The sequence below is a fragment of the Granulicatella sp. zg-84 genome (assembly GCF_010892375.1).
GTDB lineage: Bacteria > Bacillota > Bacilli > Lactobacillales > Aerococcaceae > WM01.
The window spans coordinates 68,173-90,878 of the sequence record NZ_WNJX01000003.1 but is presented as its reverse complement, the minus strand read 5'-3'; the positions used below and the strand labels follow the sequence as shown (position 1 = coordinate 90,878).

Genomic DNA, 22,706 nt, shown 5'->3' with positions numbered 1-22,706 from the left:
ATTTAAATACACTACGTATAAAAGAAATGAACACCTTTAAAAAAGAAGAAAAGGCTTATAAACACTTAAAGAAATACTGGAAATTATTATTAAAAGATGCCTTTGATGTAAATGATACAGACTATCATTATCACCAATCCTTTAAAACATATCTGACACACGCACAAATCCTTGATAGATTATTAGACTATAGTCCTGTTTTAAAACAAGCATATGAGTTTGTACAAGAGCTGAGATATGCTTATAGACAGCGAGATTTTGATTTATTTATGGAGGTTATTCATCATATTGACCCGTCATTACCAGAGTGGTTTAGAAAGAAATTTGATATTTTTAAAACCTATCAGAATGGTATTTATCAAGCTTTTACCACACCTTATTCAAACGGTATCACAGAAGCTATCAACAATCATATTAAAGTCATCAAACGGATTGCCTATGGCTACAGACGTTTTTCTTATTTTAGATTGCGTATTTTAATCATACAACACCATTCTCAGTGGCAGAAAAAGAATGTGAAAAAGGTAGTGAATGGTTAATGCCATTCACTACCAACATACTCACTATTTCTCTCCACCAACACAATTTGACGAAGAGCCATTTTATTTTCAAAAAATCTTTATCTAGTAAAAAATCCCTTTTGGTATAAATCCACCATTTTTTAAATATATCTATGTGTTTATAATTAAAAAAGCAAGTAGTTTTAATCTACTTGCCTATTTGGTTTGGATGCAATTAGTTCTAAATCTCCAGTCAACCTAATTTCTTGTGTCCCAAATGGTAAAATAAACGAATGAGATAAAGAGAGCTTATACTCTCTCTCATCTATTCTCATTTTTCCTGCTCCTTTTATCACAGTCACCAAATAATAGCCTTCGTCTAAAAAAATAGACATTTGTCCATCTACTTGCCATTTCCAAACACTAAAATAGTCATTACTCAAATAATGATGCACATAACCATCTTCTATATCGTGTCTAGCATCTTTCAAAACTGGATGCTGATGTGGAAATCGTGTCACATCTAATGATTGTTGAATATGTAAGTCCCTTTGATGACCTTGTTCATCCACTCTATCATAGTCATATACACGATAGGTTGTATCTGAATTTTGTTGTGTTTCTAATATCACAATACCTTTCCCGATTGCATGAATGGTACCATGAGGCACATCGAAAAAATCACCAGCTTGAACAGGTATTTCAAGAAATAAATCTTTCCATTCTTGTTTCTCAATTTTTTCTTTAAACTCTTCTTGTGTTTGAGCTGTGTGCCCATAAACGATTTTGGATCCTTCTTCTGCTGAAATCACATACCAGCATTCTGTTTTCCCTAATTCTCCCTCATGTTCTAACCCATAAATATCATCGGGATGTACTTGAACAGATAAATCATCACTAGCATCTAAAATTTTTGTAAGCAAAGGGAAACGCTCCTCTACCTTACCACCAAAATAATCTGGATATGTTTGATAAAATGTATCCAATCCCATACCTTCAAACATTTTTGGAGATATAATTGTTGATACACCATTCGGATGTGCACTAATGCTCCATGATTCTCCTATTTTTTGACTAGGTAAGAGCATACCAAATTCTGTTTCTAATTTGTTACCTCCCCATATTTTTTCCTGTAACACAGGCTTTAAAAAAATGGGTTCCTTATTATCTACCATAAATTCTCTACACCTTTTTCTAATAATTCTATTTGTAATATAGTTTCCTCATCTTTGACTAGTTTTTCTTTACCCAACACAATCGTATCGTGTAAATGCTCATAAAAATATTTATAATGACCTTTCTCAGATACAATTTTTTCTTCATGGATACATCCCAAATCGTCTACATACGTTAAAACACCATAATCTTCTAAGGTATCTACTCCAAAATCATCATGCTCTGGCATATAAAAATACTTCAAATGCTCTTCTTGCCTATCTTTTTTGTCTTTTATAAATGTACCTTTCATTCCATAAACAACAAAACTCGGTCTTGGTTTTATTCTAAAATAACTTGATTTAACAGATACTTTCATATTTTGATAATATAAATCAATGTCAAAATAATCATTCATACGTCCTTCACCTAAAAGTTGACGAACATCAAAATGCGTACTTGTAGGTACTCCAAAACAAGAAATCACTTGATCCAATGTATGACAAGCATGCGTGTACACAAAACTATCCTCTACATTGAATATTTCCGTTCCTTGTGATACTTCAGGTCTAAAATAATCAAAATGCATATCTATTTCATAAATATCTCCTAATTTTTGACTATCTATTACTTTTTGAACAGTTAAAAAATCACTATCAAAACGTCTATTTTGATAACATTCCAATATTAACCCTTTTTCTTTTGCTAGCTGAAATAATTCCTTAGCTTCTCTAGCTGTTTTCACAAAAGGTTTTTCAACTAAAACATGCTTCCCATGCTCCAATGCCAACTTAGCATATTCATAATGTGATGCCATAGGCGTTGTAATGACAATAAGATTTACGGTAGTATCTTTTAATAAAACATCTAAATCTGTTGTATAAGTGACATAAGGCTGTTTTTCCCACTCTGATTTAAAATGACGAACATACACATATTTCACTTTAAATTTATCTTTCAATGTTCTGACAAATGGCAGATGATAACGATTTGTACTTTTCCCATTCCCAATATACGCAAGTGTTAACATATTATACCTCTTTTACATTTTTATCAAACTAACTATATCATTCTCAACCTTTTTTCAAAAGTATTTTTATCTCAAAATAACAAAAGAAGATGATTGCTACTCATCATCTTCTTTTGTTTCTTCTTGTTTTTTCTCTTTTTCTTTATCAAATAATGCTTCAACATCAATAAATTTACTCAATCCATTTGTTAGCTGCTCAATTTGTTTTTCAATAAAATCTTTATCTTGCAATGCCATTTAAACACCTTCTTTTTTTAGTTTATCTGCAAATGCAACAATTTTTCGTAAACGATGATTTATTCCTGACTTAGAAACCGTTTCTCCAACAATCATCTCTCCGATTTCCATTAAACTAGATTCTGGATAAGAAAGTCTTAGCTCTGCCACTTCTTTTAATTTTGGTGGCAATTCGTCCAGACCTACTTTTTCTGCAATGTAATTGATCGCTTCAATTTGTTTACTTGAGGCATTGATAACTTTACTTAAATTGGCATTTTCACAATTCACAATCCGATTAACCGAATTTCTCATATCTCGAATAATACGAATATCCTCAAATTTCATCATACTATTTAATGCACCGATAAGCACAAGAAAATCTGCAATTTTCTCAGCCTCTTTAATATAGGCAATATACCCATTGCGTCGTTCAATAATACGACCATTCATATAAAAGCGATTTATCATATCACAAATATCTTGACTATGGTCTTCATAGTTTGAATAAATTTCAAGGTGATAACTACTCTTTTCAGGATTATTAACAGAACCTCCTGCTAAAAACGCCCCTCGTAAATATGACTTTACTTTTTGCTCATTATTTTTAATATTTTTAGGTACTCTTGTTTGGAAAAACAAACCGTCCATAATACCTAAATCTGTTAAAATTTCTTTTGTGCCTGTTTTTAAACGTACAATATAAATATTATTTTTCTTTAACTTCATTTTACGACGAACAAGTAATTCACTTTCAACATCATAATGATCTTTCAATAACGTATACATACGTCTAGCAATAGCTGCATTTTCTGTTTGCACATTTAAAATAAACTTTTGCTGATACAAACTGACTGCCCCATTCATTTGGATAAGCGCTGCAAGTTCCGCTTTGGCATGTTCCTTATGAACTTCTAAAGACGTTAATTCTTTTTTCACTTGAGCCGCATAAGACATGTTATCACCACCTTTCTTATCACTATTTTTTATTTTTCAAATACACTGTTTAATAGTGTCATCAACTCTTCAACTACTTTTTTACCGTCGTGGAACGCACCATTTTCTTTCATTTCTAAGAAATTTGTCGAAATCACACGACATCCTTCTCCTCGTAGACCGTCAAAATGGTGCTTCACTTGTAATAAATACTCTTCGCCTTTTTGTTGATTTAAATAATCATCTGGTACAGTTTCTGTATTAACAAGAACCGTATCAATGAACATCTGCTTTAAATGGCGATGCAACACACGTACATGATCGGCATCTGTAAAGGATTCTGTTTCTCCTAATTGCGTCATAATATTGCAAATATAGACAATTTGCGCTTGTGTTTTTAAAATCGCTTCAGATACATTCGGAATCATTAGATTAGGTAAAATGCTTGTAAACAAACTTCCCGGACCTAACACTAACATATCTGCTTCTTCAATTGCTCTAACCACATCACTTGAGGCATGCGCATCTTCAATAGAACCGTCTTTCGTCGTCACATGAACATGCTTAATACGTTTTCTCTCCTTAGCAATAGCAGACTCACCACTAACGACTGTTCCATCCATAAACGTGGCATGTAAAACAAGAGGCTCTTTAGCTGCCGCATAGACTTGCCCTTGAATTTTCATCATACGTGACAATTCTTGAATAGCATCAAAAATATTATCACGCATTTCACTTAATGCCGCAATAATCAAATTGCCAATAGCATGCCCTGCAAAAAATTTATCTTCGGAATTAAAACGATATTGAAAAATATCTAAATAAACATCGTCCAATGTCGATAAAGCCACTAAACAATTACGAATATCTCCTGGCGGAATAATATTGACATAATCTCGAATAATGCCACTGCTTCCTCCGTCATCAGCTACTGTCACAATCGCCGTAATATCGATTGGATACTGTTTCAATTCTTTTAATAAAACCGGCAGCCCTGTTCCACCACCAATAATGGTTACTTTCTTTTTTCTCATGAGCGATTCACCGTTTCTTTTCGTTTATCTTTATCTCGATGTGTAATATTGACCGGATAACCACTTACCATTAAACTATTGCCCAAACGTTCCGTTAATGCAACAGAACGATGTTGCCCTCCAGTACAACCAATAGCAATAACCACAGATGTTTTTCCTTCTTTTTTGTACCCTGGCACAATATAATCAATCAGCCCTTCAAAACGCTTATAAAATTCACTCGTTTCAGGCTGTTTCATCACATAATCATACACTTCTTCATCCAATCCCGTCAATGACCTTAGCTCAGGAACATAATGTGGGTTTGGTAAAAAACGCACATCCATAACAATATCGGCATCAATCGGCACACCATATTTAAATCCGAATGACATCACTTCAATATGAAACACCGCACGATCATCCGACTTAAATTGCGTCATAATATTTTCTCTTAATTGTCTAGGAGAAATATTCGTTGTATCAATCACAATTTGTGCACGTGTTTTTAAATCAACAAGCAACTGACGCTCACGGCTGATGCCGTCGGTTATTAATCCCGTATTCCCAACAAGCGGATGTGTACGCCTTGTTTCTTTATAACGAGATACTAACGCTTCATCTTGACAATCTAAAAAGAGAATACGTGTTCTCACAAGCGCTGTATTGTCAAAATCAATAATGGAGTCCATAATTTCATCGAAAAAGGCACGACTTCTTAAATCTATCACAAGCGCAATACGTGTGATTTTGCCACTCTCTTTTACAATATCCCAAAATTTCGTCAACAAACTCGGTGGCATATTATCGACACAAAAATATCCCAAATCTTCAAAACTTTGCATTGCCACTGTCTTACCAGCACCACTCATTCCTGTAATAATGACTAATTCTAACGCTTCTGCCATTGTCTATCTCCTTTTCTTTTAATAACACCATTATATCACAAAAAAGATAGCAAATGGTTCTATCATTTACTATCTCTTCTCACTTCATTTTATATAAAGATACCTTTTGTATAAACAGCTTTTCTAACTAGAAACCAACCTTATTTGTGATTGCCACACAATAGACAGTTTTTATTAGATAGTATTTTAGAATAGCGTTAAATAACGTTCTAGTTCCCACTTCGTCACTTGTGTACGATAAGATTGAAACTCCAATGTTTTTTCTGCTATAAAATTCTGTTGAATATGTTTACCTAAAGCATTTTTAACAACTTCATCTTTTTCAAATTCATCAATAGCCTCTAATAAATTACCCGGTAAATCTAAAATACCATTATCAAGTCTATCTTTAGCAGACATTTGATAAATATTACGATTAACTGCTGCTGGTGGCATTTTTTTATTCACAATACCGTCCAATCCAGACTTAATCAACACAGACAATACTAAGTATGGATTTGCCATTGGATCAACACTTCTCAACTCTACACGTGTCGAATTTTCTCTTGAGGCTGGAATACGAATTAACGGCGAACGATTTTGCCCACTCCAAGCTACGTAAACAGGTGCCTCATACCCTGGCACAAGACGTTTGTATGAATTAACTGTTGGATTACAAATAGCTGTAAAACCTCGAGCATGCTCCAATAACCCTGCAATAAAATGCATTGCTGTATCGCTCAATCCGTCTGGGGCATCTTTATCGTAAAACACATTTCCGTTTTCATCAAATAAAGACATATTACAGTGCATCCCCGAACCATTGATCCCATAAACAGGTTTTGCCATAAACGTTGCATGTAAGCCATGCTGACGTGCCACCGTTTTTACAATCAATTTAAATGTTTGAATATTATCACACGCATCAAGAGCATCAGCATACTTCCAATCTATCTCATGTTGTCCTGGCGCAGCTTCATGATGACTTGCTTCAATATCAAATCCTAACTCTTCTAATTGTAACACAATATCACGACGACAATTTTCCCCTAAATCCGTTGGTGCTAAATCAAAATAGCCACCTTCATCGTTTAATTTCATCGTTGGATTGCCGTATTCATCTAACTTAAATAAGAAAAATTCTGGTTCTGGCCCTAAATTAAAATCCGTAAATCCTAACTCTCTCATTTCAGATAAGACACGCTTTAAATTCGCTCTCGGATCTCCTTCAAAAGGAGTACCGTCTGGATTATAAATATCACAAATCAAACGTGCAATTTTTCCTTGCCCATTATCCCACGGAAAAACTAGCCATGTTGATAGATCTGGATACAAATACATATCACTTTCTTCAATACGCACAAAGCCCTCAATAGATGAGCCGTCAAACATCATTTTATTTGCTAATACTTTTTCTAACTGACTAATAGGTACTTCAACATTTTTGATTGTTCCTAATATATCCGTAAACATTAATCTTAAATATCGAACATCTTTTTCTTTAACATCTTTTAATACTGTATCTCGCGTGATTTGTTTTTTCATTTTTCTCTCGTCCTTTATTTAAATTAACGATCATGTCGCCACTCTTGTTGATTCATCATTTCTTGATAAAAGATACGTCTAACATCTTCATCTGTTAAAAACTTTTGAGCAGGTTGCTCTTTTTCTTTTTCAACTTTTGTATATTTCTTTTTAATCGCAACAATTGTTAGACCTTCTGCTAAATAATCTTTAATTTCTAACAATTTATCAACATCATTTAAAGAATACAAACGTCGATTTGTTTGAGAACGTTTTGGTATAATCAACCCTTGTTCTTCATAATATCGAATTTGTCTAGCTGTTAAGTCCGTCAGTGTCATCATTGTCCCAATCGGAAAAACCGGCATTGAACGTCGTATTTCTTTACCCTTCATAAAACTCTCCTTCACATGAAGAACACTTATACAAGTGTTAGGACCTAGTCACATTATAGCACTCTTATGTAAAGTAATGCTACATTATTATGCTATCATATAAAAAGTTTTACATACTTTCAAGAAAAAACTCCCTTATCATGTTACAAAATATAACATAACCACCAAAAGATGAACGCTCATCTTTTGGTGGTTTCTACATCATCATAACGGTGTCACACAGACGCACTCCGGAGCAATCGCTTCTTTATCTTGTAATGTCAATACACCCGTTTTAGTATCTCGGCTAAACAATGATAACACATCGTCATCTTGATGACCGATAATAATAAAATCTTCTGTTTGATTAAAATGAAAATCTCGTGGTGTTTTTCCCTCTGTTTTTATCCATTGAATTGGTTCTAAAACGCCACTATTATTAACTTTATATACAACAATACTATCGTGTCCTCGGTTAGACGCATACACAAACTGTCCATCGCTCGTCACCCGAATCGCTGCCCCTCCACTCCAATCTGTATATTCTTCTGGTAATAAAGACACCGTTTCTATATGCGTTAAAACACCTTTTTCATAACGACAAATATCAATCTCATTAGATAATTCACCTAATACATAAACAATAGGTAATGTTGGATGTTGAACAAGATGTCTTGGTCCAAATCCAGCTTTTGTTTGATAACAAAACACCTCTTTTACCTCTCCACTTACTTTCACATCAAACACATGCACCTTATCTGTCCCTAAATCACAAACCATTAAATACTCACTTGCTCTATCCATTTGCACATAATGTACATGAGATGATTGTTGATTTTCATGTACACTTGATCCTTCAAATTGCACAGACTGAACCACATCTAATCCATCATCTGTGATAGCTATCACATCAAAAAAACCTTGATGATAGTTTGCACTAAAAATCAACTGACGCTTTTTATCAAATGACACATAACATGGTGGATTGACACCTTCTGTTAACGCCGCTGCAATTTGACGATACACATCATCTTGTTTTTCTAATAAAGCAACACCTGCCCAGTCCCCTTCTTTCACAACAGAAAAGGCAAAATCTCCCACTGTTGTCACATATGTTGGGGACTCTATTTCAAGAGCTAATTTAACATTCGTTATTTTCTTTTTATCTGTATCTAATGTTGCAAAAGATACTCCTTTATTACGTCCTTTTGTATACCCACCTAATACTAATGTTTCCATACATTTCTCCTATTCTTGATGATACGCTTGGTAAACATCTTGCTTTTTCATTTTTTTCATTTTCGCCACGTACTTAATGGCTTCTTTCGCTGTCAGATCTTGCTCCTGCATAACTTGTAAAACACACTCTTTCAACGGCAAATCTACCATCTCTTCCTGACTATCCTCATCCGATGTTCCTGACACTAATAAACATATCTCACCTTTTAACTCGATTTCTTCTAAGTATATTTGAATTTCTTTTAAACTGCCTCTTATATATTCTTCATATCGTTTCGTTAATTCACGACAAATAACAGCCTGCCTCGTTTCATCAAATACATTAGATAACACTTGTATTGTCTTTTTAATCCGATGTGGTGATTCATAAAAAATAAGCGTTTCTTCTCGTGACTTTAATTGCTCAAGCACAAATATCTGTTCTTGTTTTTTTCTAGGTAAAAAACCATAAAAATAAAATGGTTGAGGCGATAAACCTGACGCTATCAGCGCCGTTAGTCCTGCACTCGCTCCTGGAATTGACACTACCGGAATATGCTGTTCAAGACAAGCAAGTACCAATTCATGTCCTGGATCACTAATGGACGGCATACCCGCATCACTCACTTGCGCAATACTTTCTCCTTGATGTAATTTATCAATTAAATAGTCAATCTTTTCCATAATATTATGTTCATGCAGACTTATTTGAGGTGTTTTTATATGAAAATGATTTAATAATTTTTTTGTCTGTCTAGTATCTTCAGCGGCAATCAAAGTAACCTCGTCTAACAAACGAACCGCTCTATAGGTCATATCTTCTAAATTCCCAATAGGCGTTGGAATTAAATATAAAATTCCACTTTGGCTATTTTCAAAACTCTTTTGAATGTGCATGTTTTATATACGCTTCTTTCTCTTTTTTACTTAATTTTTTAAACATTGCTTCTTGCTTTGTTGCCATGGATCGTGTTGGAAAACTTTCAACATGAATAACTTTTACCGGACGTCTTGTTTTTGTGTACTTTGCTCCCTTATCCGATGTATTATGCTCTAATTCTCTTCTAGCAACATCTGTTGTATATCCAGCGTAAAATGTATTATCCGCACACATTAGTACATAAAAATAATGATTCTTACTCTCCATATAAAATACTCCTAACAGGCTCGATATACTCATTTTTCTCATTAAACACAATGATAGGTGGAATTATCTTAATCCCTTTTTCTTTTCCTTGCTTAACTGCCTCAATCAATACCATATTGGCATCTTTTTCTTTTTTCGGATGCACAAAACACATCTTTTTAGGGACTAATTGATGACTTTTTAATACTGTTAATAATTGAAGCAATCTATCGGGACGATGAACACAATACAACTTTCCACCATTTTTTAATAATTGACTACTCGTGGATACCCACTCATCCAGTGTAATGGTTAATTCATGCCTTGCCAAAGCAATCGCATTTTCTTCATGTATATTTGCATAATCTTCTGTTGTAAAATAAGGTGGATTACATGTGATAACATCAACAGATCCTCTATCAAACCACTTTTGTGCATCGTTATAATCACCGTGAATAATCTTTACTCTATCTTCGAGATGATTTAATGTTACCGTACGTTGTGCCATATCCGCTAAAATTTCTTGATATTCAATGGCATAAATAGGATTATTTGTTTTAGCAGATATCATAAAAGCAACCGCGCCATTCCCCGAACACGCATCTAAAATACATGCTTTTTTATTCCTAGGCAATTCAGCAAAATGTGCAAGGAGAACCGCATCTAAAGAAAAAGAAAAAACTTTCTTGCTTTGAATAATCTGAATATTTTCTTTTATCAATGTATCCAAGCGCTCATGTTCATATAGTTTCATGATGTTAACTCCTTACTCTTTATCTTCATAAGTATACCAATTCTTACATAAAAAAAGAAGTACTCCGTAGGTACTTCTTAAAAATCATCTTTTGTCGGTGTGACGTCTTTTCTAGTATTTGTTTTTTGATATGTTTGGTAATAAGTATAGTGTCTACTTTTTTGATACGATTCCAAAGGAATAATCAGTATGCCTAAAATGTAAATCCATAATGTTGTTGAAAAAGTTATTATAGAACTAATGGCAACAATGATGCGTATCACTGTGACATCTATATTAAAATATTCAGCTAAACCACCGCATATCCCGGCAATACGTCTATCCGTTCTTGATCTTGTTAATTTTTTCGCCATCTCTATTCCTCATTTATCTGCTATTATGTTCATTGAACATTATTAGTATAGCATAATTAAAAAATTTTTTATCCTGCTAAAGACTGACTTGTTGTTTAAAAATAATATTATATAATATAGTTAAAAGCATATTATATTTTATATGCTTTCAAAATAAAGGAGAAAAAAGATGACATTTGAAGAAATTTTACCCTATATCAAAGCAGGCAAAAAAGTAGTCAGAACCGGCTGGAAAGGTGGAGAACGATTTATTCAACGTCAAGAATCCCTTCCGTACGTTGAAAAATCAACACCTTATTTAATTATCCAAACAGAAAGTGATTATTATAGTATGTTTAACCCTACCGTATGCGACATTTTTGCAACAGATTGGACTTTGGTGGACTAAATGTTTATAAATTATAACGTTCTCGTTACGGGTAGCTCTAGCGGTATTGGAAAAGCACAAGCCGAAGCTTTTTTAGAACAAAACGCCATTGTATACGGATTTGATAAACAAAAAAGTCAGATAACACATCCTAATTATCATCATATCATTGGTGATGTTTGTCTTCGAGAGGATATTGCCAAACTACCAAAATCCATAGATATTCTTATCAATAGTGCCGGTATCCTAGATAATTACATGCCTAGTTTAGAGACTAGCGAAGATCTATGGGATTGTATTATGACAACCAATGTAAAAAGTATGTTTTTAATCACAAATCACGTATTAAATAACATGCTAAAAAAACAACAAGGTATCATTATCAATATGGCATCTATAGCCGGTTTTCTGGCCGGCGGTGGCGGAGCAGCTTATACAGCAAGTAAACACGCTGTTATTGGCTATACAAAACAATTAGCATACGATTACGCCTCTAAAGGTATTCGTGTCAATGGCATCGCTCCTGGTGCTATCAAAACATCCATGACACAAGCCGACTTTGAAGGCACTGGAGATACAGCAAAATGGGTAGCTGAACAAACACCAGCAAAAAGATGGGCATTTCCAAATGAAATTGCCGACGCAACTATTTTCCTCGCTAGCTCAAGCGCCGCCTATCTTCACGGGCACATTCTCACCATTGACGGCGGTTGGAGTATCAAATAACCACTTTTATGACTAAAAATATTGACTTATGATACAAAAACACATATAATAATTAAGTGGTTCTGTTTCAGTAGCTCAGCAGGATAGAGCATTCGCCTTCTAAGCGAACGGTCGGGGGTTCGAATCCCTCCTGAAACGTCATCTATTAAAGTATGTCATGATATGGCATACTTTTTTTGTTTACTACATACCCTAAACAAAGCAATCCCCATATACCATTCTAATAGTATGGTACAGACGCTTCTTTTTCAAAAATCCATTTATCTCTTATTTAATTTACATATCCATTCCTTTACTAAACGGAATTGTTGCCGAACTATTAAACTATTTATCTATAACTCTTTTTTATTATTCATTACTTAACTTTTATTTTACAAACTAGCTATTTACTGTTACACTCTCACTATCAATAAAAAACAAAGGAGAACATAATGAAACAAAGCTACTTTGACGGAGGTTTACTCAGCCTTGTTGGACACATACTTTTCGGCACCATAATCACAGTTCTAACTCTTGGTATTTGTTATCCTTGGGCGGTATGCTTAATCTACCGTTGGAAAACAAAACATACTGTCATAGAAGGACACCGACTAATATTTACCGGAACAGCTATGGGACTTTTTGGAAATTGGATAAAATGGTTACTTCTAAGCATTATTACATTAGGTATTTACTCATTTTGGGTAGGCATCAAACTAGAACAATGGAAAACAAAACATACTTTTTTCGCAAATTAAAAAACTATCACACATCCTAAGTTGTATAAAGGAATCCAATATAACAGAGAGGAAAACTGATTTTATATGTCAGTTTCCCTCTTCATGATTCTACAAGAAAGCATTTTTATAAATGAAAAGCAGACATTATTTTAATATCTGCTACATCGCTTTTGCTTTATTCAAGTAAAATCTTCAGATAACATCATTCTAAAAAGGCAGTGAATGGATAAATACTACCACTATCACGAATATGCTCACTATTTCTCTCCACCAACACAATTTGACGAAGAGCCTCTAAAATACCACCATAAAACTATAAAACTAATTTCGACAATACCAAACACCATGATAAAACATCCCAAGAAAAAGTCCTCTGTCAAAATTAAAATAATCGGATCTGTTACTGGATTAAATAGCCATGCATCATTATTAAAAAAGACATGATGAAACAAAACAAACCAGTAATTGAACCCCATGGACAATACAATCACAATGACAATCGGTAAAAAAATCATGATACGATACACGCCTTTAAACCATGCCTCATCTTGATATTTTTTGATACGAAACAATACAAGAATACTTCCTACTAAAGACAATACAAAAATACCATTATTTAATAAAAATAGTTGTTTGACTTCAAAAAAATGAAATGCCCCTTGCGCTGATACGGGAATATTCGGCATGGCTAAAACGGATTGAAAAGGATTTAGTAAGTACCCCAACAACACATCATAATTTTGACTTACTTGTTCATGTGTTAACCCTACTAACACTTGGGTATCCAAGTTCGATAACTGCCATAAAAATAAAGGTTTACATAATAAAGTTATCAAAATAGCACCTGACAATATACACACTGTCAAACACGTTAACATTGCCATTCGTTTCACATTCATAAACTACCTCCTCTCGTTTATTTTATATGATACTATAAAAACCGAACAAACCGCAATTCTTTTTATAGACGCTCCTTTCAGATTTGTATACAATAAAAAGGACGGAAAGGGGACTTTATATGTCTTTAAAAATTTTTAAAACCATTGTAGCAACACTTATTGCTACCATTATTGCAGATCTTTTCTCCATTCAATATAGCCTAACATGCGGGCTAATTGCGATGCTGAGTTTACAAGACACCGTTCTATCCACTTTAAATAACGCGAAAAAACGTCTATACATTGCATGTTTAGCACTAGGTTTATCAAGTTTGTTATTTTTTGTATTCGGCTTTTATTTTTGGGTATGGGGACTTTTCCTATTCGTATTTGTGCCTATGACCTATTATCTAAAAGGGCAGATAGCACTTGTTCCTAGTTGCGTGCTAGTTGGGCATTTATACACGCTCCAATCAACTGACTATACTGTTCTTTTAAACGAATTTGCCATTTTATCCATTGGCATTTTAACTGCAAGTATCATCAATAGCTACATGCCAAAAAAAGATAAAGATATTGCTGAATTAAAACAGCGTATCGAAGAACATTTGTCAGTGACATTAACACAACTTGCTATTCTTTTAAATGCACAAATATCCAGTGGTGACACAGCGACAATAAATATGGTACATTCTATACAACATACACTTTATACAGACTTAATCAAAGCTGAAACGCTTATTTTAAACGAAAGAGATAATCAAGTTTTTCATAAACAAAGTGATTATAATGTGTCATATATTCTAATGCGAAAACAACAGTATACTCTTCTGTCTTATATGTTTACCTATGTTCGCCCTGTCAACGTGCATCAAAAAGAACACGTTATCTATCTGTTTGAAAAAACAGCGCAACAAGTAACCGAATGGAATACAGCTGAAACGCTTATTCAGGACATTGAACAATGTTATACAACGCTTAAAGATGCACCACTACCCCAAACACGAGAGGAATTTGAAGAACGTGCCATGCTCTTTCAACTCCTAAATGATTTAGAACGTTTTTTAAATGTTAAAAAAGACTTTATTCTCAACTTATAAACTATCGGTCTTGATATATCTATGATATAATCAATCTAATGTATTGGAGGTTTACTATGTACTTAAAAAGAAAATTGGCTAGTTTTATCGGAAAAACAACATTAAAAACATTGCGACTTTTGAAAAAAAGTGGTAGTAGCTATCCCGGGAAAGTAGCACTTTCTGTTGATAAAGACGTCTTGTCAGAATTAGCACACGATTATGAAACGATTATTATTACAGGCACAAATGGTAAAACATTGACAACTGCACTGACTGTACAAGCACTGAAACAAAAATACCCAAATCTATTAACTAACTCAACCGGTTCTAATATGAAGCAAGGGATTGTATCTGCCTTTTTATCACATAAAGCGAAAAAAGGAGAGAAAAAAATTGCTGTACTTGAAGTTGATGAAGCTAATTTAGTCTATGTTGTACCACATTTAAAACCAAAAATCATTTTGACAACAAATATTTTCAGAGATCAAATGGACCGTTTTGGTGAAATTTATACCATTTATCAAAAAATTTTAGACGGTATTATGCTCTCACCAGAAACGATTGTGGTAGCAAATGGAGATAGCCCTATTTTTCATTCTGCCTCATTGCCAAACAAACGTGTCTTTTTTGGATTTAATTATCAAGAAGACAGTGATTTACAAGCACACTACAATACAGACGGTATTTTATGCCCTAACTGTGAAAAAATATTGCGTTATCGCTCGATTAGTTACTCTAATTTAGGAAAGTATTATTGTCCAAACTGTCAGTTTAAGCGTCCTAATCTTGATTATGCTGTGACAAATATTGATTTATTGACACTACAAGAAAGTGTTTTTGATATTGACGGACATACATTTACCTTACCCATTTCAGGCTTATACAATATTTACAATGCACTTGCTGCATACAGCATTGCTTCTTTAATGGGTATTTCCGTTGAGGACATAAAAACAGGCTTTAAACAAACCCAACGTGTCTTTGGTCGACAAGAAATCATTCACGTTGACGATAAGTCACTGCTCATTAATCTTATTAAAAATCCAACAGGTTTAAATCAAGTTCTGGATATTTTACAATTTGAAAAAAATCCATTTACATTGATTTCTGTTTTGAATGACAATTATGCTGACGGACAGGATGTCAGTTGGATTTGGGACGGTCAATACGAACAATTACAAGATATGCCTATCCAACAATTAGTTGTCGGAGGAAAACGTCATCAAGAAATGTCACTCCGCTTGGAAGTGGCAGGTTTTAAAAAAGAAAATATGATTATTGCTGCATCAATACAAGATATTATAGAGCACATTAAGCATGCCCCAACCAAACATATAAATGTTTTGGCAACCTACACAGCAATGCTTGAATTGAGAAAACAACTATCTCTACAAGGATATGTGAAAGGAGAACTCAACTAATGAAAACCATTCGTATTTGTCATTTATATGGCAATCTATTAAACACTTATGGCGATAATGGCAATTTGTTAATTCTCCAATGGCGAGCAAGAGAACACGGATACAATGTCGACACAACCATTGTCAGTTTAGATGACCCATTCAATCCCGACGACTACGACCTCATTTTCTTTGGTGGAGGCCAAGATTATGAACAACGTATTGTTTCAAAAGATATTCAACACAAAAAAGACGCTATCATCTCTTATATCGAAAACAACGGTGTTGTCGTGGCGATTTGCGGAGGATACCAACTCTTAGGCCATTATTACACAAGTGCCGTTGGAGAACGCATAGAAGGTATTGGAGCGATTGATTATTATACTACTAATCAAGACGGTCGCTATATAGGAGATATTACCATTTATGATGAAGAAACCGGCTTTACTTATGAAGGATATGAAAATCATAATGGACGTACCTTTTTAGGTGAAAATGTCCAACCTTTAGGAATTGTCGAAAAAGGTTTTGGAAATAATAACGAAGATAAAACCGAGGGCGCTCGGTACAAAAATGTCTTTTGTAGTTACTTCCACGGCCCTTTACTCGTTCGCAACATTCATCTAGCCGATTACATTATCGAAAAAGTAATTCATCAAAAAATGGCTTAATCCATACCCCATAAAACTTTAAGTTTTATGGGGTATTATTTTTAAATGACTTTTTCATCATTTATTAGTATAATGACGTTATGTCAAAAATAATATCAACTAACGGAGTTTTATTATGGAAAATTGGATTACAGACTTTATGAGTCAACATGGTTATCTAGCAATCTTCTTACTGGTTGCTCTGGAAAATATTTTCCCACCCATTCCGTCAGAAATCATTTTAACATTTGGTGGTTTTATGACACTAACAACAAACATGACTTTTATGGGTGTTGTTTTATCCGCAACAGCCGGTGCTGTAGGTGGTGCCATTGTTTTATACGGTTTAGGCGCTTTACTAAAAAAAGAAACTATCGAAAATATTCTTGATGGAAAAATTGGTAAAATCTTTGGTTTTAAACGAACCGATGTAGACAAAGCGATTTCATGGTTTAATAAACACGGTGCAATTACTGTATTATTCACACGCTGTATTCCCGTTGTCAGAAGTTTAATTTCTATCCCAGCGGGTACAAGTCGCATGCATTTAGTACCATTTACACTCTATACAACAATTGGAACATTTTTATGGAATATACTAATGGTATGGATTGGTTCTGCTGCCGGTTCAGGTTGGCATGAGGCAGCGGATAATATTGACCATTTTTCAAGTCTTTTTAAATATATACTATTAGCCATTGTTATTCTTGTTATAGGATTCTTTATTTATAAAAAAAGAAAACAAAAAAATTAAATAAACAGGAGCTATACTCCATTATACAAAAGCAGTGAACGGACGTTTTCAGACCTCCGTTCACTGCTTTTATATATTCAGTTAGTTGTATCAACTACCATCATCCCTTTATTTTCTTCATACGTTTGAAACCACTGATTTTCTGGTTTATAAAAAACACTTGTCAAATATAAACCATGCGGAGCTGCTGTTGGACCGGCTTCTTGCCTATTTTTAACAGTTAATAATCGCTTTAGTTCCGTAACAGGTTTTAATCCATCTCCTATTTGTAACGTTGTCCCAACTAAAATACGAACCATATTGTATAAAAAGCCGTTCCCTTCAAAAATAAAAATCAATTCTTGTTCCTCTTCCTTGTATACAATATCGGCTTTTGTCACACAACGTATCTTATTTTCTTTATCTGTTTTTGTTGAACAAAAACTCGTAAAATCATGTTCACCCAAAACATCTTGTAACGCTTGTTTCATTTTATCTATATTTACACGATACGGATGGTGTAAGGCATATCGCTTTTTAAAAGGTGATTGATACTCCCCTAAGGAAACATGATACATATACTGTTTTCCACATGTATGATACCTCGCATGAAATAATGACGAAATTATTTCAACTGAATCTATTCGAATATCTTCTGGCAATAAACTATTCAATGCTTTTTGCATACGCTGAATGGGCAAAATAGCCGGATAATCAAAATGAATGACTTGCCCCGTTGCGTGTACCCCCGAATCTGTTCTTCCAGACGCCACAACGCCTATTGACATCCCTTTTGTCATTTTATATAACGCTTTTTCTAATTCTTCTTGAATGCTCTTTCCATTAAGCTGTCTTTGAAACCCAACATAGTCTGTCCCGTCATAAGAAACAATCGCTTTATAACGTTGCATATCATCTTCCTTTCTTTCACTTTCTTCGATGTATTATAGCACATCATTCTATGACAAGAACAGGATAAACCGACCTTTTCAAGTATCGGTTTATCCTGTATTCTATATTCTTCTAAAACGAGTACCTTGAGGTGTATCATCTAAGACAATACCTTGTTCTTTTAAATAATCACGTATCTCATCACTTCGTTTAAAGTTCTTTTCTTGACGTGCGACACGACGTTCTTCAATTAACGCTAAAATATCATCATCTAACAGTGTTTCTTCTTCCAGCTCAACTCCCAGAATACTTACCAATGTTTTCAAACGTTCCAACGCAAATACCGCAACATCATGATTGATATGTTCTTTTTCGCTATAAATATTCATATCTTTAACAAGCTGATAAATAACCGTCAAGCCATTTGGAATATTGATGTCATCGTCCATTTCAATCACAAATTGTTCTTCATGGGATTGCACCGTTTGACGCATTACCTCATCGCTTTCAGCTACTTCTACACTTGCTGTTTCTAAGCGATGCGCTAAATTTCGATATGCCTGTTTTAATTTTTCAAGATTATTACTTGCCTCTTGGATAATATTTTCTGAGAAAGCAAGAGGATGTCTATAATGCGCACTTGCCAATAACAAACGTACCACCTGTGGATTAACTTGTTTTAACAAATCATGCGCCAACACAAAATTCCCCAAAGATTTACTCATTTTTTCGCCATCGAATGTTACAAATCCATTGTGTAACCAATAGTTCGCGAATGGTTTACCCGTTTTAGCTTCAGATTGTGCAATTTCATTTTCATGATGAGGGAAAATTAAATCGTGCCCACCGGCATGAATATCAATCGTATTTGATAAATATTTCGTCGCCATTACAGAGCATTCAATATGCCAACCCGGTCTACCTTCACCCCACGGTGACTGCCAACTAATTTCTCCTTGCTTAGCAGATTTCCATAAGGCAAAATCTAATGGATTTTCTTTTTTATCTTTTTCATCATCAATGGTGCGTTCACTAGCACCCGCTCTTAAATCTTCCAAAGATTGTCCACTTAGTTTTCCATACGCATCAAACGTACTTGTACGGTAATATACATCTCCACCAGAAACATAAGCAAATCCTTTTTCAATCAATTCTTCCACAAAAGCAATAATATCGTCAATAGAGTCCATAACACGTGGATTTAACGTTGCTTTTTTTATATTTAATAAAGATGTATCCGCATAAAACGCCTCAATAAACTTATCCGCAACCTCTCTAGGTGTTAAACCTAATTCATGCCCTTTGGCAATAATTTTATCATCAACATCTGTAAAATTAGAAACATACTTTACGGCATAGCCTCTATATTCAAAATAACGACGAATCGTATCAAAAGCTACCGTACTTCTTGCATTCCCAATATGAATATAATTGTAAACCGTAGGTCCGCAAACATACATGCTGATTTGTCCCTCATTTATTGGAACGAATGTTTCTTTTTGCTTTGTTAAAGTATTGTATAGCTTCATTTTTTCTACCTCCTACATATATCATGCCACCTAGTATCGCCAAAGAAACGACCGTTACCAATAGCCCTACACTAAATGCTTTAGGCACATAGACCATTTTAATACGATGTTGTCCACTTGCCATTGGAATTGCCATTAAACTATTCCAAACTTTTTGTGGTTGTACTTTAACATCATCTACCCAAATAGACCATCCTTCACTATAAGGAATACTAAATAATAGGTGTGTACTATTATCCGTCAAATGAACCGTTCCCTCCATGGTGTTATTACCCCAATTTGTCACAGTCATTCCTTGTTTTGTTTTAGGCCCAATCGCAATATCAACAGCATTATTATCCATTTCCCACAAGGCAACATTTCTTAACGACACTTCATTTGCTTTTGTAAAGGTTATTTCAAAAGTGGTTTCTACATTTTTTTGTTGGTAAGCCACATTCCAAAGTTGCTGCTTATCAAACATTCCATGATATTCATAATTTGCTTTATTTAAAGAAATTGCCATATCTGACCGTTGCTCACTAAGCATCCCCGGCAAAGATAAATAATAAGCATTATCCGTTGACGGAACAAATGTATAGCGAATTTTACCCGGTTTTGATAAATCCAATCGTTTAAAAGATGAATTAGCTAAATCATTCGGATTGGTTGCTTCTAAATTTTCTAGTGTAATCTCTTTAAATGCCTCACGTTTAAAATATTGAATACTTTGTCCAGAAAGATGTTGTAAAATAGCCATCTGGTTTTCTGCAGGTTTATTATCTTCAAGCGTTAAATTTAATAAACCCTCATTAACGCCAAATCCTACTGAAAAATAACGTTTATTTTCATAAACACGTACACGATCTGTTTCAGAAATAGCATTATAATATTGATAGAGATCTTTTCTCGTCGTTTCTCTTGAAAAACTGTAAATATATTCACTTTGTTTTTGTTCATCTGATAAATTTCTCATTTGGACTAAATAACGAATACCAAATAACGCATCTGTTAAAGGTGTCCCCGATGTATAATTTGTTGATGCATTGGCTCCTGATGAACCTAACGCATCAAATAAGTCCATGGTGTCAACTTCCATATTCGAACTAAAATGAGATAACCCCGGATAGTCAAACATAAACGGATCATTATTTGAGCGTTGGAATATTTTTTCAATACGATAAAAATTTGTTTTCGGTGGACGAATTGGGTCAATCGCACTCTCTATTGTCTTTTGTGCATTTTCTAAACGATAGGCACCCGCATACCCTACTCGTGATTGTACAATATACGCATTAGCACCTAATTCCAAACATGTTACTGCCAATAAGACAATACTCGACCATTTATATTCTTTCATAAAGAACATCACAACAACAAACATCCAAAACAGTGTTGATAAAATTTGTTGAGGAACGGACATAAAAGATTGTGATGACTGATATACAATACCATTCACTAATATAATGATGCCTGAAGAAAGACATACTCCTGCTAAATCCACTCGTTGCCACTCTCTAATGGCTCGATATGCCAATAACACCATAAAGAAGCAAATCAAAAAACTAAAACGATGATAAAACCACGCTGGCTCTTGCCCTAAATGCCATATTCTATGTATCATATTAAAAATCATGGATAATAAAAACACACCAAAAACACCAACAGCAGCTATACGCTCAGACTTACGAAATACTTTTGTCATAAAGTAAAAAATAAAGCCTATCAATGCAATACTACCAAGATAAATATTCGGTAATCCATGTGGCATTTGATCATGGTCAAATGCTCCAATCATCAATTTTGATAAAAGTAATACCGGATCTGCTTCTATTTTTGTAGAAAAAACAAATGGATCTGTATAGGTACCTTTACTAATGAGTAAATTTTGAATAATAGGGTACAAAAACACAAAACTTATACCCACAGCAAGAAATGAATACCCTGCTAATTTTAAAATAGGGAGAAAATAAGATTTTAATTTCTCTTTGAGTGTTTTTCCTGTATAAATTTTCGCCATATAAAATAGGCTATACAAAATAATAAACAAACAAATCATATATGCCATATAATATTGGCAAATCATCATTACAGCCAATATCAATGTATATTTATACCCTTTTTGTCCGCTTAGTACATTCTCAACCCCCATGATAATCAATGGTAAAAAGACTAAAGCGTCATACCATAACGGATTCATTTGATACGCTACAGCAAAACCAGACAACGCATACAAAGTTGCAAAAGTCGGTACTAATAAAGGACGTTTTTTCAAAGCGTCATAACGCTTCACAAGAAAATGACAAAATGTTAATCCCATACAACCATAACGTAATAACAATGTTACTGTCGCTGCCAATCGAATTTCATCAAATGGGAATAAAGCATAAATAAAATTAAATGGGCTAAGCAAGTAATATCCCCACACACCCATCATATCTCCACCAATAGATTTGGAGAACGAATAAAAAATACCTGAAAAATCTAAAGATAAAACACTTCTTCTAAAGAAAGCAAACAAGTCAATGTATTGACTTGCAAAATCAATCGCCATTAAGGTGTTTGAACCAAATGGATAAACACCTAAAAAAATGTATACAATAAACATCACAACGATTGGTAATAAACCACTTAATATATAAATCAATTTTTTATCTTTCACACAC

Annotated in this window: 25 protein-coding genes and 1 tRNA gene; 9 read left to right on the top strand and 17 right to left on the bottom strand. The window is 34.0% G+C overall.

Annotation, left to right across the window (positions count from 1 at the left end):
* On the top strand, window positions 1–539 hold a 539-nt coding region (locus GMA06_RS01580; protein WP_163561466.1), incomplete at its 5' end, for a transposase.
* A gap of 164 nt (window positions 540–703) precedes the next feature.
* Here the strand turns inward: GMA06_RS01580 and manA are convergent.
* The 13 genes from manA to GMA06_RS01515 all read right to left on the bottom strand — a co-directional run bounded on the left by manA (window position 704) and on the right by GMA06_RS01515 (window position 11,086).
* The gene (gene manA, locus GMA06_RS01575; protein ID WP_163561465.1) at window positions 704–1,675 is read right to left on the bottom strand and encodes a mannose-6-phosphate isomerase, class I; all 972 of its coding nucleotides are present in this window, start codon (window positions 1,673–1,675) and stop codon (window positions 704–706) included.
* The gene (locus tag GMA06_RS01570; RefSeq protein ID WP_163546662.1) at window positions 1,669–2,685 is read right to left on the bottom strand and encodes a Gfo/Idh/MocA family oxidoreductase; all 1,017 of its coding nucleotides are present in this window, start codon (window positions 2,683–2,685) and stop codon (window positions 1,669–1,671) included. Before GMA06_RS01570 ends, manA begins: the two co-directional genes overlap by 7 nt.
* A gap of 96 nt (window positions 2,686–2,781) precedes the next feature.
* On the bottom strand, window positions 2,782–2,922 hold the full coding sequence (locus GMA06_RS01565; protein ID WP_163546661.1) for a hypothetical protein: 141 nt from the start codon (window positions 2,920–2,922) through the stop codon (window positions 2,782–2,784).
* Complete coding sequence (gene whiA / locus GMA06_RS01560; RefSeq protein ID WP_163546660.1) at window positions 2,923–3,858, bottom strand: DNA-binding protein WhiA; 936 nt, start codon at window positions 3,856–3,858, stop codon at window positions 2,923–2,925.
* Window positions 3,859–3,887: 29 nt separating this feature from the next.
* A complete protein-coding gene (locus tag GMA06_RS01555; protein WP_163546659.1) occupies window positions 3,888–4,871 on the bottom strand; it encodes a YvcK family protein in 984 nt (327 codons plus the stop codon).
* Complete coding sequence (rapZ, locus tag GMA06_RS01550; RefSeq protein WP_163546658.1) at window positions 4,868–5,758, bottom strand: RNase adapter RapZ; 891 nt, start codon at window positions 5,756–5,758, stop codon at window positions 4,868–4,870. The genes GMA06_RS01555 and rapZ overlap by 4 nt, the downstream gene beginning before the upstream one ends.
* Window positions 5,759–5,944: 186 nt before the next feature.
* Window positions 5,945–7,282, bottom strand: coding sequence for a type I glutamate--ammonia ligase (glnA, locus tag GMA06_RS01545; RefSeq protein WP_163546657.1), 1,338 nt, complete (start codon window positions 7,280–7,282; stop codon window positions 5,945–5,947).
* A 23-nt stretch (window positions 7,283–7,305) separates the two neighbouring features.
* Complete coding sequence (locus GMA06_RS01540) at window positions 7,306–7,656, bottom strand: MerR family transcriptional regulator (RefSeq protein WP_163546656.1); 351 nt, start codon at window positions 7,654–7,656, stop codon at window positions 7,306–7,308.
* A gap of 204 nt (window positions 7,657–7,860) precedes the next feature.
* Complete coding sequence (locus tag GMA06_RS01535) at window positions 7,861–8,874, bottom strand: lactonase family protein (RefSeq protein WP_163561464.1); 1,014 nt, start codon at window positions 8,872–8,874, stop codon at window positions 7,861–7,863.
* A 9-nt stretch (window positions 8,875–8,883) separates the two neighbouring features.
* Window positions 8,884–9,750, bottom strand: coding sequence for a 16S rRNA (cytidine(1402)-2'-O)-methyltransferase (rsmI, locus tag GMA06_RS01530; RefSeq protein WP_163561463.1), 867 nt, complete (start codon window positions 9,748–9,750; stop codon window positions 8,884–8,886).
* The gene (locus GMA06_RS01525; protein WP_163546653.1) at window positions 9,728–10,000 is read right to left on the bottom strand and encodes a GIY-YIG nuclease family protein; all 273 of its coding nucleotides are present in this window, start codon (window positions 9,998–10,000) and stop codon (window positions 9,728–9,730) included. The genes rsmI and GMA06_RS01525 overlap by 23 nt, the downstream gene beginning before the upstream one ends.
* The gene (locus tag GMA06_RS01520; RefSeq protein WP_163546652.1) at window positions 9,990–10,733 is read right to left on the bottom strand and encodes a tRNA1(Val) (adenine(37)-N6)-methyltransferase; all 744 of its coding nucleotides are present in this window, start codon (window positions 10,731–10,733) and stop codon (window positions 9,990–9,992) included. Before GMA06_RS01520 ends, GMA06_RS01525 begins: the two co-directional genes overlap by 11 nt.
* Window positions 10,734–10,810: 77 nt before the next feature.
* Complete coding sequence (locus tag GMA06_RS01515; protein WP_163546651.1) at window positions 10,811–11,086, bottom strand: PspC domain-containing protein; 276 nt, start codon at window positions 11,084–11,086, stop codon at window positions 10,811–10,813.
* Window positions 11,087–11,255: 169 nt separating this feature from the next.
* On the opposite strand from GMA06_RS01515, the gene GMA06_RS01510 reads away from it, so the two are divergent.
* From GMA06_RS01510 to GMA06_RS01495, 4 genes are all read left to right on the top strand, one after another.
* A complete protein-coding gene (locus GMA06_RS01510) occupies window positions 11,256–11,474 on the top strand; it encodes a DUF2829 domain-containing protein (protein ID WP_163546650.1) in 219 nt (72 codons plus the stop codon).
* On the top strand, window positions 11,475–12,179 hold the full coding sequence (locus tag GMA06_RS01505; protein ID WP_163546649.1) for a 3-oxoacyl-ACP reductase: 705 nt from the start codon (window positions 11,475–11,477) through the stop codon (window positions 12,177–12,179).
* 64 nt (window positions 12,180–12,243) lie between these two features.
* A tRNA-Arg gene (locus GMA06_RS01500) sits at window positions 12,244–12,317 on the top strand.
* 290 nt (window positions 12,318–12,607) lie between these two features.
* Window positions 12,608–12,916, top strand: coding sequence for a DUF898 family protein (locus GMA06_RS01495; protein WP_345940863.1), 309 nt, complete (start codon window positions 12,608–12,610; stop codon window positions 12,914–12,916).
* A 239-nt stretch (window positions 12,917–13,155) separates the two neighbouring features.
* Here the strand turns inward: GMA06_RS01495 and GMA06_RS01490 are convergent, their stop codons facing one another.
* Entirely contained in the window at window positions 13,156–13,797 is a 642-nt protein-coding gene (locus GMA06_RS01490) for a TIGR01906 family membrane protein (protein ID WP_163561461.1), read from the bottom strand.
* A 119-nt stretch (window positions 13,798–13,916) separates the two neighbouring features.
* On the opposite strand from GMA06_RS01490, the gene GMA06_RS01485 reads away from it, so the two are divergent.
* The 4 genes from GMA06_RS01485 to GMA06_RS01470 all read left to right on the top strand — a co-directional run bounded on the left by GMA06_RS01485 (window position 13,917) and on the right by GMA06_RS01470 (window position 17,662).
* Window positions 13,917–14,876, top strand: a complete 960-nt coding sequence (locus GMA06_RS01485) for an aromatic acid exporter family protein (RefSeq protein ID WP_163561460.1) — start codon at window positions 13,917–13,919, stop codon at window positions 14,874–14,876.
* Window positions 14,877–14,932: 56 nt separating this feature from the next.
* Window positions 14,933–16,279, top strand: a complete 1,347-nt coding sequence (locus tag GMA06_RS01480) for a Mur ligase family protein (RefSeq protein ID WP_163561459.1) — start codon at window positions 14,933–14,935, stop codon at window positions 16,277–16,279.
* Window positions 16,279–16,929, top strand: coding sequence for an adenosylcobyric acid synthase (locus GMA06_RS01475; RefSeq protein ID WP_163561458.1), 651 nt, complete (start codon window positions 16,279–16,281; stop codon window positions 16,927–16,929). The genes GMA06_RS01480 and GMA06_RS01475 overlap by 1 nt, the downstream gene beginning before the upstream one ends.
* A 115-nt stretch (window positions 16,930–17,044) precedes the next feature.
* A complete protein-coding gene (locus GMA06_RS01470; protein WP_163545319.1) occupies window positions 17,045–17,662 on the top strand; it encodes a DedA family protein in 618 nt (205 codons plus the stop codon).
* 77 nt (window positions 17,663–17,739) lie between these two features.
* On the opposite strand, the gene truA is transcribed toward GMA06_RS01470, so the two are convergent.
* From truA to GMA06_RS01455, 3 genes are all read right to left on the bottom strand, one after another.
* On the bottom strand, window positions 17,740–18,552 hold the full coding sequence (gene truA / locus GMA06_RS01465; protein ID WP_163561457.1) for a tRNA pseudouridine(38-40) synthase TruA: 813 nt from the start codon (window positions 18,550–18,552) through the stop codon (window positions 17,740–17,742).
* A 102-nt stretch (window positions 18,553–18,654) separates the two neighbouring features.
* Entirely contained in the window at window positions 18,655–20,061 is a 1,407-nt protein-coding gene (gene cysS / locus GMA06_RS01460) for a cysteine--tRNA ligase (RefSeq protein WP_163561456.1), read from the bottom strand.
* Entirely contained in the window at window positions 20,006–22,702 is a 2,697-nt protein-coding gene (locus tag GMA06_RS01455) for a YfhO family protein (RefSeq protein WP_163561455.1), read from the bottom strand. The genes cysS and GMA06_RS01455 overlap by 56 nt, the downstream gene beginning before the upstream one ends.
* Between the last annotated feature and the right edge of the window lie 4 nt (window positions 22,703–22,706).

Coding starts and splice junctions, on each gene's coding strand:
- manA (WP_163561465.1), bottom strand. CDS start 1,675: ATGGTAGATAATAAGGAACCCATTTTTTTAAAGCCTGTGTTACAGGAA.
- GMA06_RS01570 (WP_163546662.1), bottom strand. CDS start 2,685: ATGTTAACACTTGCGTATATTGGGAATGGGAAAAGTACAAATCGTTAT.
- GMA06_RS01565 (WP_163546661.1), bottom strand. CDS start 2,922: ATGGCATTGCAAGATAAAGATTTTATTGAAAAACAAATTGAGCAGCTA.
- whiA (WP_163546660.1), bottom strand. CDS start 3,858: ATGTCTTATGCGGCTCAAGTGAAAAAAGAATTAACGTCTTTAGAAGTT.
- GMA06_RS01555 (WP_163546659.1), bottom strand. CDS start 4,871: ATGAGAAAAAAGAAAGTAACCATTATTGGTGGTGGAACAGGGCTGCCG.
- rapZ (WP_163546658.1), bottom strand. CDS start 5,758: ATGGCAGAAGCGTTAGAATTAGTCATTATTACAGGAATGAGTGGTGCT.
- glnA (WP_163546657.1), bottom strand. CDS start 7,282: ATGAAAAAACAAATCACGCGAGATACAGTATTAAAAGATGTTAAAGAA.
- GMA06_RS01540 (WP_163546656.1), bottom strand. CDS start 7,656: ATGAAGGGTAAAGAAATACGACGTTCAATGCCGGTTTTTCCGATTGGG.
- GMA06_RS01535 (WP_163561464.1), bottom strand. CDS start 8,874: ATGGAAACATTAGTATTAGGTGGGTATACAAAAGGACGTAATAAAGGA.
- rsmI (WP_163561463.1), bottom strand. CDS start 9,750: ATGCACATTCAAAAGAGTTTTGAAAATAGCCAAAGTGGAATTTTATAT.
- GMA06_RS01525 (WP_163546653.1), bottom strand. CDS start 10,000: ATGGAGAGTAAGAATCATTATTTTTATGTACTAATGTGTGCGGATAAT.
- GMA06_RS01520 (WP_163546652.1), bottom strand. CDS start 10,733: ATGAAACTATATGAACATGAGCGCTTGGATACATTGATAAAAGAAAAT.
- GMA06_RS01515 (WP_163546651.1), bottom strand. CDS start 11,086: ATGGCGAAAAAATTAACAAGATCAAGAACGGATAGACGTATTGCCGGG.
- GMA06_RS01510 (WP_163546650.1), top strand. CDS start 11,256: ATGACATTTGAAGAAATTTTACCCTATATCAAAGCAGGCAAAAAAGTA.
- GMA06_RS01505 (WP_163546649.1), top strand. CDS start 11,475: ATGTTTATAAATTATAACGTTCTCGTTACGGGTAGCTCTAGCGGTATT.
- GMA06_RS01490 (WP_163561461.1), bottom strand. CDS start 13,797: ATGAATGTGAAACGAATGGCAATGTTAACGTGTTTGACAGTGTGTATA.
- GMA06_RS01485 (WP_163561460.1), top strand. CDS start 13,917: ATGTCTTTAAAAATTTTTAAAACCATTGTAGCAACACTTATTGCTACC.
- GMA06_RS01480 (WP_163561459.1), top strand. CDS start 14,933: ATGTACTTAAAAAGAAAATTGGCTAGTTTTATCGGAAAAACAACATTA.
- GMA06_RS01475 (WP_163561458.1), top strand. CDS start 16,279: ATGAAAACCATTCGTATTTGTCATTTATATGGCAATCTATTAAACACT.
- GMA06_RS01470 (WP_163545319.1), top strand. CDS start 17,045: ATGGAAAATTGGATTACAGACTTTATGAGTCAACATGGTTATCTAGCA.
- truA (WP_163561457.1), bottom strand. CDS start 18,552: ATGCAACGTTATAAAGCGATTGTTTCTTATGACGGGACAGACTATGTT.
- cysS (WP_163561456.1), bottom strand. CDS start 20,061: ATGAAGCTATACAATACTTTAACAAAGCAAAAAGAAACATTCGTTCCA.